The sequence below is a fragment of the Cryobacterium sp. Y29 genome, from assembly GCF_002929825.1.
Taxonomy (GTDB): domain Bacteria; phylum Actinomycetota; class Actinomycetes; order Actinomycetales; family Microbacteriaceae; genus Cryobacterium.
Genome location: NZ_PJJN01000015.1, coordinates 1 through 16,343, shown reverse-complemented (window position 1 = coordinate 16,343; position 16,343 = coordinate 1). Strand labels below are relative to the sequence as shown.

The 16,343-nt window shown below is 58.4% G+C and carries 15 protein-coding genes and 3 pseudogenes; 10 read left to right on the top strand and 8 right to left on the bottom strand.

The genetic code is table 11. The features are described from left to right. Nucleotides 1-232 precede the first annotated feature (232 nt). The gene (locus CXY74_RS00385) at nucleotides 233-673 is read left to right on the top strand and encodes a GNAT family N-acetyltransferase (RefSeq protein WP_233193067.1); all 441 of its coding nucleotides are present in this window, start codon (nucleotides 233-235) and stop codon (nucleotides 671-673) included. Nucleotides 674-898: 225 nt separating this feature from the next. On the opposite strand, the gene CXY74_RS00380 is transcribed toward CXY74_RS00385, so the two are convergent. After that, complete coding sequence (locus CXY74_RS00380) at nucleotides 899-1,345, bottom strand: hypothetical protein (RefSeq protein WP_146069979.1); 447 nt, start codon at nucleotides 1,343-1,345, stop codon at nucleotides 899-901. Between the two features lie 550 nt (nucleotides 1,346-1,895). Next, nucleotides 1,896-2,444 carry a hypothetical protein gene (locus tag CXY74_RS00375; RefSeq protein ID WP_104198586.1) on the bottom strand — a complete coding sequence of 183 codons (549 nt, stop codon included), beginning with the start codon at nucleotides 2,442-2,444 and terminating at the stop codon, nucleotides 1,896-1,898. 78 nt (nucleotides 2,445-2,522) lie between these two features. On the opposite strand from CXY74_RS00375, the pseudogene CXY74_RS17815 reads away from it, so the two are divergent. Continuing rightward, nucleotides 2,523-2,752: pseudogene (locus CXY74_RS17815) on the top strand (transposase); the annotation flags it as partial. A 71-nt stretch (nucleotides 2,753-2,823) separates the two neighbouring features. Beyond that, entirely contained in the window at nucleotides 2,824-3,288 is a 465-nt protein-coding gene (locus CXY74_RS00365; protein ID WP_104198585.1) for a YkgB family protein, read from the top strand. Nucleotides 3,289-3,409: 121 nt separating this feature from the next. Here the strand turns inward: CXY74_RS00365 and CXY74_RS00360 are convergent, their stop codons facing one another. After that, entirely contained in the window at nucleotides 3,410-4,327 is a 918-nt protein-coding gene (locus tag CXY74_RS00360; protein ID WP_104198584.1) for a LysR family transcriptional regulator, read from the bottom strand. A 72-nt stretch (nucleotides 4,328-4,399) separates the two neighbouring features. On the opposite strand from CXY74_RS00360, the gene CXY74_RS00355 reads away from it, so the two are divergent. After that, on the top strand, nucleotides 4,400-5,341 hold the full coding sequence (locus CXY74_RS00355) for a DMT family transporter (RefSeq protein WP_104198583.1): 942 nt from the start codon (nucleotides 4,400-4,402) through the stop codon (nucleotides 5,339-5,341). A gap of 141 nt (nucleotides 5,342-5,482) precedes the next feature. Continuing rightward, nucleotides 5,483-5,944: a hypothetical protein gene (locus tag CXY74_RS00350; RefSeq protein ID WP_104198582.1), complete on the top strand. Its 462-nt coding sequence runs from the start codon at nucleotides 5,483-5,485 to the stop codon at nucleotides 5,942-5,944. Between the two features lie 197 nt (nucleotides 5,945-6,141). Here CXY74_RS00350 and CXY74_RS00345 read toward each other — a convergent pair. From CXY74_RS00345 to CXY74_RS00330, 4 genes and pseudogenes are all read right to left on the bottom strand, one after another. Then, nucleotides 6,142-6,714: pseudogene (locus CXY74_RS00345) on the bottom strand (recombinase family protein); the annotation flags it as partial. A 524-nt stretch (nucleotides 6,715-7,238) separates the two neighbouring features. Beyond that, entirely contained in the window at nucleotides 7,239-7,874 is a 636-nt protein-coding gene (locus CXY74_RS00340; protein WP_134379357.1) for a hypothetical protein, read from the bottom strand. Then, the gene (locus tag CXY74_RS00335) at nucleotides 7,871-8,710 is read right to left on the bottom strand and encodes a hypothetical protein (RefSeq protein WP_104082778.1); all 840 of its coding nucleotides are present in this window, start codon (nucleotides 8,708-8,710) and stop codon (nucleotides 7,871-7,873) included. The genes CXY74_RS00340 and CXY74_RS00335 overlap by 4 nt, the downstream gene beginning before the upstream one ends. Continuing rightward, nucleotides 8,707-9,414, bottom strand: a complete 708-nt coding sequence (locus tag CXY74_RS00330) for a S8 family serine peptidase (protein WP_158251185.1) — start codon at nucleotides 9,412-9,414, stop codon at nucleotides 8,707-8,709. The genes CXY74_RS00335 and CXY74_RS00330 overlap by 4 nt, the downstream gene beginning before the upstream one ends. Before the next feature lie 694 nt (nucleotides 9,415-10,108). On the opposite strand from CXY74_RS00330, the gene CXY74_RS00325 reads away from it, so the two are divergent. The 4 genes and pseudogenes from CXY74_RS00325 (at nucleotide 10,109) to CXY74_RS00315 (ending at nucleotide 15,240) form a co-directional block, all read left to right on the top strand. Continuing rightward, the gene (locus CXY74_RS00325; protein ID WP_233193068.1) at nucleotides 10,109-10,312 is read left to right on the top strand and encodes a hypothetical protein; all 204 of its coding nucleotides are present in this window, start codon (nucleotides 10,109-10,111) and stop codon (nucleotides 10,310-10,312) included. A 568-nt stretch (nucleotides 10,313-10,880) separates the two neighbouring features. Then, nucleotides 10,881-12,803, top strand: a complete 1,923-nt coding sequence (locus CXY74_RS00320; RefSeq protein WP_158251184.1) for an ATP-binding protein — start codon at nucleotides 10,881-10,883, stop codon at nucleotides 12,801-12,803. A 107-nt stretch (nucleotides 12,804-12,910) separates the two neighbouring features. After that, a complete protein-coding gene (locus CXY74_RS17205) occupies nucleotides 12,911-13,192 on the top strand; it encodes a hypothetical protein (protein WP_134549122.1) in 282 nt (93 codons plus the stop codon). An 882-nt stretch (nucleotides 13,193-14,074) separates the two neighbouring features. Continuing rightward, a pseudogene (locus tag CXY74_RS00315) lies at nucleotides 14,075-15,240 on the top strand (IS3 family transposase). 225 nt (nucleotides 15,241-15,465) lie between these two features. On the opposite strand, the gene CXY74_RS17805 reads toward CXY74_RS00315, so the two are convergent. Next, nucleotides 15,466-15,630 carry a 6-phosphofructokinase gene (locus tag CXY74_RS17805; RefSeq protein ID WP_233193066.1) on the bottom strand — a complete coding sequence of 55 codons (165 nt, stop codon included), beginning with the start codon at nucleotides 15,628-15,630 and terminating at the stop codon, nucleotides 15,466-15,468. Between the two features lie 299 nt (nucleotides 15,631-15,929). Between CXY74_RS17805 and CXY74_RS00305 the strand changes: the two genes are divergently transcribed. Next, nucleotides 15,930-16,286, top strand: coding sequence for a hypothetical protein (locus CXY74_RS00305; RefSeq protein ID WP_104198580.1), 357 nt, complete (start codon nucleotides 15,930-15,932; stop codon nucleotides 16,284-16,286). Nucleotides 16,287-16,343 lie beyond the last annotated feature (57 nt).

The following is a 16,343-nucleotide window of genomic DNA, read 5'->3' as shown; positions in this document are numbered from 1 at the left end:
CTGGCCCGGACGCAGGCTCTTCAACGCGCGCCGTGACCTTCGCCTGCGGCCCGAACGAACAGCGAGGCCCGCAAAAGGAACCCTCTGCGGGAATCTCCTGAAGACCGCGGACGTGCTCCGTAATATTGGCCGTATGAATACAAGACTGTCGATTCGGCTGGCTACACCAGCGGACGCCGCGGCCATGGCACGTGTTCACGTGGCGACGTGGCAAGAGACCTATCGGGGTCTCATGACTGACGAGGTGTTGGACGACTCAGAGTTCGTATCTGCGAGACAGCGTTTCTGGACGATCGGGCTGACGGGTGAGCGATTCGCTCACCATCGAGTCGCCGTCGCGGAGTTCGACGGCGAACTGATCGGGATTGCCCAGAGCGCGGAGCCCACGGATGCCGATGCTACATGGAGTCAGCAACTCATCATCCTGTACGTGCTTGCCTCCGCGCACGGCACGGGGGCGGGAAAACGCCTCCTGGAGGCTGTCCTTTTTAACGACGCAGCGGCCGCACTGTGGGTAGCCGACCCAAATCCCCGAGGCCAGGCGTTCTACCGCAAGCACGATTTCATTCCAGACGGAACTGCCAAAGAAGAATATGGGATCAAGGAGATTCGAATGGTTCGACGGGGACAGAGCAAGCTACAAGTATCCGAAAGCGCACCCGATCGCGCCTGAACACGCACGCGCGCTGGCACCTGCCTCTCGCAATGACCGCTGAAGGAGCATGACATGCCGCGATTTCCACCGATTGAGCCGTATGCCACGGGGCGAATGGACGTTTCCAGGAGTTACGGCGCGGTCACGAAGGTTTTGAAGTCGTTCATTTCGTCGATTGCGTCGGTGAGTGAAAGACCGGACATTCACTCGCCCCTCTGACTTGGGAGCCCAAGGCTCCGTTTCCTAGCCTTCTGTGGCATACCCGAAGCCTCCGAGGGTGAAAATCTGCCCGTCTGCGTCGATACGGACATCCCCTTCAAGGCGCGGTGTCGTTGTGTAGTGGAAGCCGTAGACAAGGACAGCCTCGACGGCAAGCTTCAGAAACTCGCGTTTCTCAGTGTCGTCTGAAAACACGAAGGGTTCGATACCCGCGTACCTCTTCGCGATCCCGCTGATGCCGAAGGTCTCGAAGCGCCTGAGGACGTACCTTTGCCCTGAATTTGGGTCAGTTTCTTCCTCTTCACTCATATTGAAGGGAATGACGTTTTCTTCCCGGACGAGCTGGAAGGCATCTCCGGGCCGGCGTCCGACGCCCGAAACTCTTTGAAGCCAGACGCCGCGCTCATGGTCGACGACATACAGCCGATCCCCAAGTGCGCCCCTGACCGGAGAATCCTCAATCGTGAACAAGCTCGTCCCCTCGTCGTCGCTTCCGCCAAACTCGGCCCCATCGGCAGAGTGAAGTCGACAATGACACCGAGTCACTAATAAGTCCAGCCCCCATCCAGGGTGGCGCAGAGGTCCCGGAGTTACGGGGCTCCGCTTATGACGGCACCCATCTTTCCACTGGCGACGTCCACCTGCACAGTGCCTCGAAACCTAGAGACTGCCCATGGGTTTCGAGGCAGTTAGGTTACGAGACACTACTGAAGCACCGTGCGGTGTGAGTCACAGCGGGAACCCTGAACGGGCAGCAATCCCTGAGAATATGTTCTCAGCCGAGGGATCTGGGTTGGGCTACCCGGCCCCTTCATCGAAGGAGCTCTGGAGCCGAGAATGCCGGAGAGGTCGCACTCGCGGAGCGCAGCCGCCGCTGCTCGTTCAGGCCACGTCGACAAGACCGTCCGCACGAGTTCGGAGATTTGCTCGACCGGGACCTCGCGCCGATATTGGAAAGCGTTCAACGTTTCGCCGTACATTACGCTGCGCGCGGCTGGCGCTTACGGTGTCCCACCTGAGTTCATTCCAATGCGGCCAACTTTTCACGCACCCATGAAGACAACGTGTCAACTGCCACCTCGCGTCCAGACAGAACCATGCCGAGCGCTTCTTTATATACGACATCACGCACGGGAAGAGGTTGCCCTTTCCCCACCTCTAGCATCGTCAACCCATTCCTGAAATCACGCTTGTGGCCCTTATAAATCACCCAGTGCGCATCGGGGATAGCGGTAGTCAACACTTCACCGAGATATGCCTGCACCTCATTGATCAGTTCAAGCTGGCTTGACGTGAATGGACCGCTTCCCGGAACACCGCTCTCGGCTGTGGGTCTTGCCGGGTCCCACCAGGACGGCAGGTCAGCCGTTTCCGTCTCTTTCGGTTCCTTGATGCGCGTCAGGAACCATTCGTTCACGGCGTCCAGGCTTTCGACGCTGCCGTCGAGTTGCGGATCGCCCGGCCCGCTCAACCGATTCCGAAGATGCGCCTCCGCCGGTTTCAACTCCCGGACATATGCCTCGTGCAGTTCCTCGCGCTTTTCGTGGCTGGCGCTCATGGTGTCCCACATGATCTCAGGCTACCCAAACGGTGCAAGGGACGCCAAGGCGCTCAAGCCGCTCAAGCCGCTCGAGCAGAGCGACGTCGGGTGGCCCAGCATCGGCAGATCACGATGGCCACCACGATGGCTATCTACTTCTGTGATCCGCATCGCCGTGGCAACTAAGCACCAACGGGCTGCTACGCCAGTATTTCCCCACAGGCATCGACTTATCCGTTCATTCGCCCGGGCGGCTGCTCGAAGTCGCTACCGAACTCAACAATCGACCCCGCAAGACGATCGACGGCATCACACCCGCTGAGGCCATGCAGCGACTAGTGTCACAGCCAGAAAAGCCCATCGTTGCGACGACCGGTTCAATCCGCCATCAGAGAAAAGGAAACACGACATGACAAAGCGACACGCGTCCGCTACCGACCTCGAGAATGTGGGGGCTTCGGTCCTGCGTTACGCCCTGGTGACGAACCTCATTTGGATCGGGACGCTGAAGTTTCAGAAGTATGAGGTGGAAAACATCAAGCCCCTGGTCACCTCCAGCCCTCTGTTCTCGTCGGTGGTCAAAAAGTTGGGCGAGAAGAGGACGGCGCAGCTGATCGGAGTCACCGAAATCGTCATAGGCTCCCTGATCGCCGCCAAGCCTTTCGCACCGCGTGCCTCGGCCGTCGGCAGTATGGCTGCCATCGGGATGTTCCTCACGACCCTCAGTTTCATGGCCACAACTCCGGGGGTGCGGCAGGAAAACCACGGGAAGACCAAGTTGTCCATGGTGGGGCAATTCCTGCTCAAGGACAGCGTGTCTCTCGGGGCGTCGATCCTGACGGCCGCGGAGTCGCTGAAGCACACGCGCCACTGACGAAGCTGATCGGCGAAGCGACGCCGGCTACTCAAAAACGAACGTATAGATGATTCGTGTCGAGCATGGGTTGAGCGCCCGTTAGCCGAGCCCCCTGCGGAACCTCTACGCGACACCCGTTCTAGACGCCGGGCGGTCGGTGGGTGAGGGCCATTGCTATGGCTCTGACATGTGAAAGGACCGCCTTTGCATTGTTTCGCTCAAGAGTTTCAGGTCGAGCAAGGCAGTCGATGTGCCGGCCCAGCCCCGGGTGGGTGAGCGGGCGGAGGACCAGATCCGGGTGGTCGCGGATGTTGGTCGTGTATCGGGGCATGAGCGCGATGCAACCGCTCGCTTCGACAACTGCGGCAGCTACGGTGAACTCGTTGATCCGGTGCAGGATGCGCGCCTCACTCCCGCCGATTCCTGAAATTACGGAGAGAGCCTGCTTGAGCGGGAATCCTTCGTGCACTGCGACCCATGCCTCGTCCTGAAGGTCTGCCGGTTGGATCGCAGCTTTCGCTGCAAGGGGGTGATCTCGTCGGATCGCGATATCCAGCGGCTCGTACAGGAGCGATTCCACCCGCACCGACCTAGGCCACGACGGGCTACCGACCAGCCTGTGCGCGAGGACAAGATCGTGATCGGCCGTGAGAGGGGGAAAATCCTCCTGGGCCACGTCGAAATCACTCAGCCGCACATCGGGCTGATCAGCACTGCCACATGCGGCGATCAGGGGGCCAAAGACTGCAAGGCCCACGCTGTGGAAAGCCGCCACTGAAACGGCGCCCAAGCGATCGTCTTGGAAGCGTGCCACTGCCTGCTGGGCACGTTCGAGCGCCACCTCCACGTCGATCGCCGCCATCGCCAGGGCGCGCCCGGCGTCGGTGAGCGCTGTCCGCCGTCCGTCCCTGCACGTCAACGGTGCGGCCGAGTGACGTTGCAAGGCGCTGATCTGTTGCGAGACCGACGACGGCGTGACGTACAGCGCCGCAGCGACGGCGGTGATACTGCCCCGGTCACCCAACTCTCTTAAAGCGCGAAGCTGACCCAGTTCCATAAGTTTAAACTAAACCATCGAGCACGAAACTTCTCTCTTGTCTTACGTGAATCTAAGCCGGAAGATGGTGGCATGACCGCTCCACTCAGCCGATTCCGTGTCGACCTACTCCTGCTTTTAGTCGCCGCCTCGTGGGGATCGACGTACCTCGTGGCTAAACAGCTAGTCACGCCCGATTCCGTAGTGGCACTCCTCGCGGTGCGGATGCTGCTCGCCGGGGCCCTCATGGCGGCAATCGTGGCCGCCCGGCGGCACCGTGTAACTGCAGCCGAACTGCGAGCGGGTGTGATCCTCGGGGTGGTGTTGGCTTCAGTGTTCGCATTCGAGACTTTCGGGATCGCCCACACGTCAGCAACGAATGCCGGCCTCATCATCAGCCTGACAATCGTGTTCACTCCTCTTCTCGATTCCGCGGTATCCGGTCGACGTCTGCCCGGCAGGTTCTTCCTTGCCGCGCTGATCGCCATCATTGGTGTTGCACTTCTCGCCAGCAATGGCACTTTTCAGAGGCCAAGCCTTGGCGACTTCCTTATCCTCATTGCGGCAATCGTTCGTGCCATCCATGTCACGTCAATGTTTAAACTCACTGGCAACAAACCGATGGACTCGCTTCACCTCACCACGGTTCAACTCCTTACCTGCGCGACAATCTTTTCGGCGGCGTCACTGTTCTACGGCGACCCAATCCCACACTTCCTTGCCGGCCTCGACCCGCGACGCGCGGTCATGTTCGTCTACCTCGTCGTCGCTTGCACAGTCTTCGCCTTCCTGGTGCAAACCTGGGCGGTCCGGCGAACATCGCCATCGAGAGTGAGTCTCCTCCTCGGAACTGAGCCCGTCTGGGCCGTGATCATCGGAATTACGATTGCTCGTGACTTCGTGACCGTCACTGGATACTTAGGTATCGCCCTCATCCTCGCGGGAACAGCATGGGGTCGCTCCATCGAACAACGGCACCAAACCACCCTCGCCCCACGTGAGCGTCAGGAGTTACAAGCGGCATCTGTAGGTTGAAAGTGTCCGCAAGCCGGACGGTGAGCGCGACAGATCTGGGGCTAAATCACCCGGCGGCCGAGTTCGCCGAAGGTGTGTCGCAGAGGAACCGTCAACGCGAACCCGTCGATTACCCTATGGCTCCCCTAGAATCGGTTCGTCATGATGTTCGCGCGCCGTATTCTCGCTGCACTGCTCGTCGCGGTTCCGACCGTGGCCGTCGGAATCGTGGTGTTGCAATGGATGCCGTTGCCGAATCCTCTGAACGTGCAGTGGTCCGGTACCGAGGTCTCGAACACGCAACCGTTGTGGATGTTCTTCCTGCCTATCGCGGCTTTAACGCTCGGTGGCTTCGCCCTGGCCATCGCCGCCGCCGTAGATCGCGACCATGAGGAGCCCTTTCGAGGAACGCTCTACATCGCGGCGGTACTGACTTCAGGCAGCGCCGGGGCCTGCTGGGCGCTCCTCGCGATGAACCTTGGCGATGCCGCACCAACCGGTCCGGCCTTCCTCGGCGCGCTGGCGCTTGCGCCGGTGTATGCCCTGCTCCCGTTGGCCGTTGTCGGCATCCACGCACGGCACCGATCGAGCATCGACCAAGACATAGTGGAGGACGTCACATAGACCGTCACTCCTGATACGCGAATCCCACGACTTCGCCCGTAAGACGGACGGTGACGTCTGCGAATGATCGTCGTCTACTCGGTTCCCTGTGGTGCCGAGAGGGCGATCGTCCCGTATGCCCCGCCTGAGAAAATGCCCGGTGAAGGGGGGCTATACGGGGCATGTTCGGACGCCTCAAATGACTCGGCGGTGAGGTCCAGTGCCCGCGTTCGGCGATAGAACGTTGCTCGAGACATTCCAAGATCGCGGGCAACCGTTGTCGTTGTCTCTCCACCGTCGATGAGTCGACGGGCGTTGCGGATTTGGCTGTCTGTGATGAGCCGCGGGCGGCCGCCTAAATCCTTACCGGCTTCGCGGCGTTTGTTGATGGAGTCGACAACACGCTCTCGCTTGATTTCGTGTTCCATCTGCCCGAGCGCCGCCATGATCGTGAACAGCATGGACCCCATCGGTGTTGCTGTATCGACGTCGCCGCCGCCGAGGTTGAGTACGCGAAGGCCGGCGCCGCGGCCGCGGAGCTCCTCGGCGAAAGCGAGCATGTTCTGCGTCGATCGGCCGAGCCGATCCAGGGTCGTGATGACGAGGGTGTCGCCGTCCTCGAGAGCGTCGAGCGCGCGATCGAAGTACGGTCGTGATGCTCGAGCGCCTGAGATCCCATGGTCGACGTAAAGGTCGTCGCGTCGTACTCCGGCGGCCAGGATGTCGACTTGCTGCCGGTCGGTGGATTGTTGTCGCGTGGATACGCGCGCGTAGCCGATCAGTTTCGTCAATTCTGCTCCTGAGGTGTCTCATAACTAATGGTGTGTACCGTAATTACAGCAGGTGGTTATGCGACGTAGTTATAAGACTCGCCGTGCCGCCAGATTCCGACGATTTTGAGGACGCTCAGGTCATGACTGTGAGACGTCTTATATCCCTAGGGTTTCGAGACAGCCGTTTCGTGGAATGGCGGAGTTTTCCAGGGCAGGGCAGTTGTCGCGACCGCAGTTGATGCCACGGTCGCGTTTACGCCGGCACGACAGTGTGCTTATGGGCCGAGAAATATTTCCGTCGTGAGGGGGGTGTTCGATTAACTGGCTGCGGCCGGTGGCCACTATGCGATCGCGGACATCGCAGGATCGAATAGGCCGCTTTTTGGCCTCCGGGCGAGGCACATCAAGGGCGACTTCTTGGCAGGTTCCTCTGACGAGTCAGACTACGGTGCTGACCAACGGGTGATAGCGGCAGCTAGCATAATTCTGCCGCATCACCGTGGGTCAGCATCCGCAGCCTGACAGGTGTTGTTCGTATCGGGCTAGATGAAGCTGTGTCGCGCGAGGCAGTCGAGGTAGTAGACGAAGGCTTCGTCGTTTACGTCGCCAGTTTTCATCGAGTAGTAATTTTGGTCAGTTTCTGTTCCAGTCTCTCTGTATCCGGTCAGCGCGGTCATGTACGTCGTTAGGTGGTCAGACATCCCATAAACCTTGGCACCAGTGACGAGGCCGTCTTCTTGCTCGAGCACGATGGAGGTGCGTTGGCCCACCAAATGTTGAGTGTTTAGAAGGTTGTATGCCAGCCAAGACGCGTCTCCAAGAGGCGCCGTTCCAAGATCGTCAGTGTCACTGCCCGAAGTTTCTTGAAGGAAGAGTCCCCGCCAGCTTTCATCGTACGTATCAGGACCAACATCTTTCATTTCCTTCTCTTCTGCGCTGTACAGGCGGGATAGGACGTCCGGATGAGTGATCGTGTAGAGCGAGTAGATCAAGTCCTCGCGGACTTCTCCATCGTTCGAATAGTCAGTGCGTGTAATGGCCTCGAGCGGGATTTCATATGCACAAAAACCCTGTTTCAAGTGTTCTTCAACGGCGTCCGTTGTCCATCGCTGAGGATTGGTCTTCTTCCACCGTGCCAGGAGGTCTGAACGGTCGTCAGCTTCGTGATTGTCCATCAATTGGGTAGTCCGAAAAAGGCGTGCATTGCGGGGGTGCGGTTGCTCGGGTGGAAGTGTGCGAATTTTCCGCGACCGCCCGAATCGCGCTCAGGTCCGACTACGGCCAGGCCGTTTTTGATTCCTTTCGCAACTGCGAGCGCGCCGGCCTCGCTGCGAGACCACGTGTCTTTCCCCCCGCGGCCCCATGTGATGGCCGCGGAAAGCGACATACCATTTGCAAGCACGAGTTTGCCGTTTAGAATCATTGCGCGGAAATGTTGGTAGCTTGATCCCTTTTTATTGAGGGCATCGATTGCGTTAGTGGCTGCGATCCACGTAACACCAGCGACGATGACAACTGCAGATGCCACCAGGAGTGTTTTCAAGATCTCTAGAGCGATAGGTATTCCCAGAACCAGTACTGGCACGAAGGCGGCATAGCCCACGTCATCGGCATATGATTCTGTCTCACCAGTGGCCAGGTCTGTCATGGTGAACGAGGTGGCTTCGTCGTTCAACTCTTGTATCTGGATGGAGTAGTTGGCGTTGTAGTCGGTGTCGATGCTCCCTAGAGAAAAAAGAGCGCTACTGTCCTCAAACGACAACGTTGTCAGCGCCGTGACAGGTTCGCCAGATCCCAAATCCGATGTCGTCTCGACTGAGATTTTAGTGAGCGAGGCGTCCACGTCTTCCAGTGTCAATCCTGCGTCGTTGAAAGCGGATTCAAGCTTTTCCTCGTCAACCATCCCGCTGCCTGAAGCTTCTACCGGGGCAGAGCTGGTCTCTGCGAACGCGGGCGAGTAAGCGAATCCAGAGAGCAGCAGCGCCGCTACGACTCCGATGGCGATCTTTTTCATTGATTGTCTTCCTTTGATTGGTGAGCGATCAGTGCGGACAGGGTGGAATCGGGTTTAGCTACGCCGAGCAAGCTTTTCAAGATTTGATTCGAGGTCATTGCTGCAGCCGCTGACGTCCCGGTGACAAGCTGCCGGGCCCCCGTGCGGTCGACCGCGGGAATGTCTTCACCGGGTGCGAAGTAATTCACATGGTCAATAGCCGAGAAGCTTGATGGATGGCCCGCGGCATCTAATGAGCCGACGGAAATAACTCCCGGGTATCGGGCGGGGTAGCCCGCCCCCATCCCTTGGTTGTTTCCAGCAGCCGCGACCACCACGATTCCCGATTCAACGGCGCGTTTCACCGAGTCACGTAAGGCCCGGGTGTCCGTCCCGATCGCGATGCTGACGTTAATGACGTCCACCTGGTCCCGGATAGCTTGCTCTATAGCGTCCGCAACGTCCTCCGCCGACGCGGTTCCTGCAGTGAAGACGGAGTAACTAATCCAAGTGACTCGATGGGCCCACGCAGGACAGCTATCCTCATCGATTCCTGCTGCGATCGATGCGACTAAAGTGCCGTGCCCTTGGTCGTCGGCGTCAGTATCGAAAACATGAAAACAGCTAAAGTCGACGTTTTCATCGTTGAGGCCGCTATCGACGAGAGCGATCGCGACTGTGTCTCGAACCGCCGGCGTGATCGATGCCGATGAGCAACCTATCAACAGAAGGGCTGTGACGACAATGATTGACGTCGAAAGGAACGCGGGGCGTCTGCGGGGACCCCCTCGGAGAGAGGTCAAAACATGCGTTGCGTTGACTTCACGCGCGGAACAATTACCCCGGGCAGCGGTTCATTAAATGGCTGGTCTCGCAGGCGATACGATCCACCCGCCCATTTTCGAAACATCATTTTCCCCCCGATGCTCACGAACCAGATGTCGTGTGAAACTCAGATTGGCGGAGATAACTCGCGGCGTCAACTCCATCCGGAAATAGTCAACGGAATTTTCATGTGGGCGACGATTAAGCGGCTATTTGAGTTCCGTCCTCGCCCAGCATGGGCATCTCTCTTTTTTCGATGTCGGTGAGTACTGAGTATTTGAGGACTTGAGCACCCACTCAATCGTGCGGTTCAGCACCTACCGGTATCAGTCCCTCGACCGTGCGCGACAGTCTGTCATTTACAGCCATGCCGACTTCTACAGATCCGACCATCTCGTCATTCAGTGGGCGAAACCCTGACGCCCGACGAGCGGGTCCAACTACTCCAAATCGTCAAAGGGACGGGGACGAGCAGCTCCGACTGAGAAGGTTCCACTGCGCGCTTGTGGGCACGCCGAGGGGCGCCGTCCCTTGGTTCGTCAGCTCGCGGAGGATCTCGATGTCGCTCCTGGCACCGTCGCTAAGGCGTACAAAGTGCTTGAATCCGAGGGCTACCTCACTGCCCGCACTGGCGGAGTAACCCGGGTCAGCCGGAGCACAACGACGTCGCTCCCAGTGCTGGAAGCCCCTCGCCAACTTGCCAAGACCAGCACCCGTGCAGGCACTAGCCTGGACGGCACCATCCGCATCCTCCGTGCGATCTCGCACGAAGAATACTCCGAACCGGGACTGACCTGATGCGCTCTCAAGGCTGCCCGCACCCATGGAGATCCCCTCTACTCTCGAGTCTTCCACACATAGAAATGCCTGTTCCAGGTCGACCAGGCTGCCCCAGTTCTCACGACTGTGGTGTCTCATAACTGACCTGTTTCGTATCGCACGAGATACAAGACCCTGACTGCCCTTTGACGCAACGCAGAGAACCGGGTCGATGCGCCAAACAGCGATCACAGAACGCCGCCACTAAGCGCTAACACTCAATCAATTCCCAGATTAATCTCGACACATCCTTGACATTCATTCTTGTGGGCGTGACCCTGCTGGCGATTGGTTAGGGCTATGCCGGGTGCGTAGAGGCGATAGATTCCATTCGGAAGGACAATCCGAACGATGGAACGCACGAGTTGCCTCCCACGCGTGTCTCACTCTCATGCCTGATGTCGGTGCTATTTCGGAGGTGATTAGCATCGCTGGTCGCCGCGCTGCTTCATGTTGCGCCTTGACCAGTCCGCTTTTGCGGAGTCGGCCCAAATCCGGCAGGCTCAGCCTTGGCACTTGAATGTCAAGTTGTTGTCGAGGGGGACAAATGCGCATTGTGGGTATTGAGCTAGAGGGTTTTCGCGGATATCTGACATCGAGTTACGTGTCGATCGATACGTTGACTGTGTTTGCCGGCAAGAATGACGCTGGAAAGAGCAGCATCCTGGAAGCTATGAGGCTGTTCCTGGACAAGGGAAAGCCGGACGTCTCTGACTATTCGGTTCATGGGCATGGAACGATTCGCATCACGTGCACATTCGCTGACCTTCCCCCTGAGCTGGTCATCGACCAGACTGCGGTGACGACCCTCCAGGATGAGAAACTCCTCGACGCTAACGGCCACTTGGTGATTAGCAAGACCTGGACCAGGGGGCGAGCCAACCCCGAGATTTTGGCGCATGCTCTACACCCGGTCGTCGATGGCGGCCCAACGCTTATCGGCCTGAAGCACGCGCAACTCAAATCCCTCGCCTCGACTCTTGATGTTGTCGCGGAGCTGGAGGATCGACGCGTGAACCTGAACTATAGGCAGGCGATCTGGCGCGCCTGGGAAGCCAAGGGGCTCTCGTCGCTGCAACCGACGATCATCCCGTTGAACTCAGAGGACGGGAAGCACGTTGCCAGCGCTCTGGAGAGTGTCTTTCCCCTGTTCCACCTCTTTCAAGCTGACCGGCTGGGGGCGGAGTCCGATGAGGTTGCCCAAGACCCAGCCAAGCTCATAGTCAAGGCCGTGCTCGATCGCCATACGGCTGAACTCACGAAGCTTACGAGCGATGTTAAGGCTGAGATTTCAGAACTTCTCCTGGAAGTCGTTGGGAAATTGGAGGAATTCGCACCAAATCTTGCGGCCAAGCTGATTCCGGCCAACCTAGACCCCGTATGGCAGAAGGCATTCTCGTCCCTACAATTTGTCGACGAGAACGATGTTCCCCTTGCGAAGCGTGGCAGCGGGACACGCAGACTGGTTCTCTTGAGCTTCTTTCGGGCGGAAGTTGAGCGAGGATATGAAGAAACGGATGAGTGGCGACGGGGCGTCATCATCGCAGTGGAGGAGCCCGAGACGGCTCTCCACCCGGATCTTCAGCGCGAAACTGTTTCCGCTCTAATTGAAGTTGCGGGGCTCGCAAACAGGCAGGTTTTGATGACGACGCACAGCTCGAACTTGGTGAGGAACATACCGATCGCAGCCGTGCGTTTCGTCGAGGAGCAGCAGGGGAAGCGCGTGTGGAGTTCCAGTGACACATCCAGCGAGCGGTTCGTTCTCCAGCAATTGAACAAGGCGATGGGGACTTTCGCGGATCACAATGTGCGTTGCTTCTTCATCGTTGAGGGCAAGAACGATATCGGCGGTCTACTGGCACTGAGCGATGCGCTACAAGCCGCCCGTCCCACTGAATATCCAGATCTTCGCCAAATGGAAACTGACGGTGAGCTTTGCTTCATACCTATCGGCGGCTGCGGCGCCGCTGCTCTTTGGGAGAGCCGCCTGTCGCCGTTTAGTAGGCCTGAGGTTCACCTTCTTGATTCCGATCGCTTGGTTGAAGGGTCGGCTCTGAAACCCGAGATATCCAAGTACCTAGCGCGCTACAACACCGACGATCACCTGTCGTCACACATGTTTGTTCTGACCCGGCGAGAGATGGAAAACTACCTCACTATTGAGGCGATCGAAGATGCTTTCAAGGGTGCAAACCCAATGTTCCCGAAACTATTCCGGGAAGCTGTCGAAGGCCACGACTGGGGATATGTCGACGTGCCGGAGACCGTCGCAAGAGTGCTTCACTCTCTCAATTCGGAGGTCGAATGGTCACTCGCTTCTGACAAGAAGCGCAGCGAGAAGGAGTCTGACGTGAAGAGGAAACTAGTCCCATGTTTCGGGCACCCGTCTGTGGCGGAGGCTCTTTTGGCCCTCGGTGCCGAGCGAGATCTTCTTTTGGCCGTTGCGACGGTGGCGGATGTGGCAGCGTGAATCCGGGGGCTTCGGCCACTACCCGCAACCAACAACTCCTTCTTGTAGCCAATGGATTCTTTGGAGCTCTTGCAGCGGAGGGCGTTGTCGAGTTCAACCCATCGATCATGGACTTTGAATTTGCGTTCGGGAAAGCCTGGCGAGCCTGGCGTTGCGCGAGCGTCTCGGAATTCCCGACGTTCGCACTGGGGAAGAATCGGTTTCGCGACGTTTTGTTCCGCGTCAGTCGATCCAGTTCTCCTTTTGCCACCTATCGTGACGGTATCGAAATGACGCCGAGTGGGCTCACGCCCCGCGAATACCTCGCAATCTGGGCGCCTGAAGTTACACCAGAAGACTGGATCGCGTTGGCCCAGCTGTATCTGTCAGGACGAGAAAGCAACAGGTGAATCTCAGCTTGATTTTGGGGCTGAGAGATGCTTTCGCCGTGAGGGAGAGCTCGGCCGACCAGGCAGGTTCGACCCAACTGTGAGGAAATCAAGAACTTGACATAATCACCATTATCAGCGCGTCGATTCAACCTCGTGGCTGTTGGACGAGTTATCCGAAATGTAGATGTTGGCTATCTTTGATAGAACCGTGGCGCTGGTCAGGCGCAGATCGACACGCCTCTCGATGGTATCTCCGATGCAATGTACGCCATGCATCTCACGCTGTATATGTACCCGCGACGCCCCTGACAGACCCCTTGGGTCAATCTGCAGGCGTGGCAACATTTTGGCAACATTTGAACGAGATTGCTCCGTTCTATAGCATGGTCAAATAATTGAAAAGCCGCGTAATCATGCGGATTTGTGGGGTGATCCGGCGTCTCTTTGGGGGCGCCTTAGGTTTCAAATCCCACCGGTACCGCCACGAAAAACCCCCTACTCCTCAGTGTTTCACTGGGGAGTAGGGGGTTTCGTTTTTGTCCGACGGCCCAGCGGTAACGCAGCGGTAACGGAACACCTGTTAGCGGGTGTGAGCAAGGGTGAGTGTGGAGGCTGGCGACACTGCAGTTGCCGAATGGCGTACGGCTGCGTCACAAAAAAAGTTGATCGGACGTTGTGCTGGCCTTGGAGCAGTCGCTGCTCCTGTTCCCGCGTGGGGTCTGTCTATGAGGTGCGCTGCCGGATATGTGAGCGCATCGAGACAATCGTGTCGACGCTCGTTGAAAAGTAGTCCGTTGGTGCTCTTCGAAAAGTAGGCCACTGTTGTGTGTGTGACCTGCCGCGGATATGTCGGACGGTGGGCCCTCTTAAAATGAGGGTTCACTGAGAGTAGAGACCAGCCTGACCGCACCACGTAGGCGTTTCACCCAGGAATTCACAGACGGGCTGTGCCGCGAGGTGATCGACACGTCTAAACCGATCAAGGACGTCGCCACCGCGTACGGCGTCGGCCCCGAGACGCTTCGCAATCGGCTGGGCAAATACCGCGAGACTCATGGCGGCATGGAAGCAGACTTGACGGTGTCGGAACGGGACCGTCTGAAGGCACTTGAGCGGGAAGTTCAGGAGTTGCGGGCGGAGACCGCACTCTTGAAAAAAGCCAACGCTTACTTCGCGCGGGAGCAGCGGTAATGAGCACGTACGAATACATCGATTCCCAAAATCTGAGCCTGCCAACCGGGATTCGGTGGTGAAAATGTGCCTGTGGCTGGCCGTGTCCACGTCAGGTTTTTACCACTGGGCCATCCGGCCGCAGTCCGCGACCGCGGCCCGCAGAGAGGCCCTGATCGCGCGAATTCAGCCCTTCTTCGAGGAGTCCGGCGGCACCCACGGCTACCGCCGAATCCACGTCGACCTCGCCGCGGAACAGACCGAGTGCTCACCCGAGCTGGTACGGCAGATCATGCGCCAGATCGGCCTCGGGGCCTGCCAACCACGGCCTTTCCGAATCACGACTGAACCCGATGCTGAGGCGGCCGCAACCATGCCGGGCCTCGTCAAACGTGACTTCACCGCGACGCGTCCCGGGGTGAAGGTCGTCGGCTGGTCCATCGCCGATCACATGCGCACCGAACTCGTCGCAAATGCCCGCTGCAACGCCGCTGCGACGACGCTGATCGAGCCGGATGCGATCTGGCACTCCGACCGCGGTGTGGGCAGAGCATTTATCGTTGACCGAACAGGCCGGTGTTGCTTCGACCAGTTGAATTCTCGCCGTTTACACATCGACCAAGTTTCGAGCGCTAGTGACCAGCTTGGGTATGCGTTTCTCGATGGGCCAAACCGGCGTGTGCTGGGCATCAACAGCATGGTTGAATCCTTTTTTCTCGATGATCAAGAACGAACGCGTTTACCGCACCGCATACGCGACGAAATCACAAGCTCGCAGCGACGTCATCCGGTATATCGAAGGCTTTTACAACAGTCGACGCCGGCATTCCGCGCTGGGTTATCGCCGGCCAAATGACGTCCACTATGGTTATCAACAGCCAGCACTGGCAGCGTAGAAGAACCCACTAATTCCGTCGTCCGAAATACCCGCGGTAGATCTGATGCGGCTGCCCTACGGAAAGTACACAACCCGCGGGCGACATTCGCCGAGTTCGCGAGTAGGTCTCTGAGCGCCTTCGGTTTCGTTCGAACGTGCGCGATGCCCCTCCTCCGCCGGCCGGATTCGTGCTGGACGGACCGAGGATCGTGCCGCCGAGCGTCGATAATCCTCGGACACTCATTCAATCCAGATCGACGGTGTCGCGATCAAGCACACCGCGCCAGCCGTCGACGAACCCAACGAAACTGTGATCACTCCCGCGGATATCGCACAGTGCGCACTCACGGATAACGGCGTTCAGACCGGGACAGTCATCTCCGCTGGTCAGAATACCGATGTGGGCCACTGCGCATCACCTGCCAAGTTCCGTCTCTTCTTGAATGTCGCGCCACGTCACCGTCGTACGATGCGCAGGCAAAGCCTCCACGCTCGCCGACAAGAGCCTCGACCGAGTCTTTCTCGGCAACCATGCGCCCCGCGCACAGACCATGAGGAATATCCAGACGTCGGCGTAGGGGAAAAGACGTAGGGAAAACCAGCATCGAACATGATTTACTGGACAGTGGATTAGCTATGCAGGAGCGGTGACGCACGTTGTCCCCGAAACTAATCCGGCTGTTTGCCCGTCGTCAGAGAGGACGTAATGTGCACGCTTCAGAGGACCTCGTAATCGAGTCTTCAACCGAGTTGCGCGACCAACTCGACACCGTGACAGATCTCGCCCGCGACCTTGCGGGACGCTTCGAGTTGGCGCCGCTCCTCGAGCGCATCCTCGGTCACGCGATCGCACTCCTTGGTTGTGAGAGCGGCTCGATCTCGTTGGTTAACGAAGCCAGCGGAATGTACACCAAAAAAGTGGACCTCGGGGTCGGCTGCCACGAAGGGCAGACATTTTCGCTCGACGAGGGCGTCACTGGTGAAGTCGTCCATAGTCGTGGAACTGTCATCCTCGACGAGTACGCATCGGTACTGCGGACCGCCCTACGTGCCAGGGTTGGGTGAGGCCAGTAGCTAACAGCAAGTCCGCCGTTTGACGTAGGGCGAGAATCAGGAATCATC

Excerpts from the sequence above, each read along its gene's own strand:
- CXY74_RS00365 (WP_104198585.1), top strand. The coding sequence starts at position 2,824 with ATGACAAAGCGACACGCGTCCGCTACCGACCTCGAGAATGTGGGGGCT.
- CXY74_RS00350 (WP_104198582.1), top strand. The coding sequence starts at position 5,483 with ATGATGTTCGCGCGCCGTATTCTCGCTGCACTGCTCGTCGCGGTTCCG.
- CXY74_RS17205 (WP_134549122.1), top strand. The coding sequence starts at position 12,911 with ATGGACTTTGAATTTGCGTTCGGGAAAGCCTGGCGAGCCTGGCGTTGC.
- CXY74_RS00360 (WP_104198584.1), bottom strand. The coding sequence starts at position 4,327 with ATGGAACTGGGTCAGCTTCGCGCTTTAAGAGAGTTGGGTGACCGGGGC.
- CXY74_RS00335 (WP_104082778.1), bottom strand. The coding sequence starts at position 8,710 with ATGAAAAAGATCGCCATCGGAGTCGTAGCGGCGCTGCTGCTCTCTGGA.
- CXY74_RS00355 (WP_104198583.1), top strand. The coding sequence starts at position 4,400 with ATGACCGCTCCACTCAGCCGATTCCGTGTCGACCTACTCCTGCTTTTA.
- CXY74_RS00375 (WP_104198586.1), bottom strand. The coding sequence starts at position 2,444 with ATGTGGGACACCATGAGCGCCAGCCACGAAAAGCGCGAGGAACTGCAC.
- CXY74_RS00385 (WP_233193067.1), top strand. The coding sequence starts at position 233 with ATGACTGACGAGGTGTTGGACGACTCAGAGTTCGTATCTGCGAGACAG.
- CXY74_RS00320 (WP_158251184.1), top strand. The coding sequence starts at position 10,881 with ATGCGCATTGTGGGTATTGAGCTAGAGGGTTTTCGCGGATATCTGACA.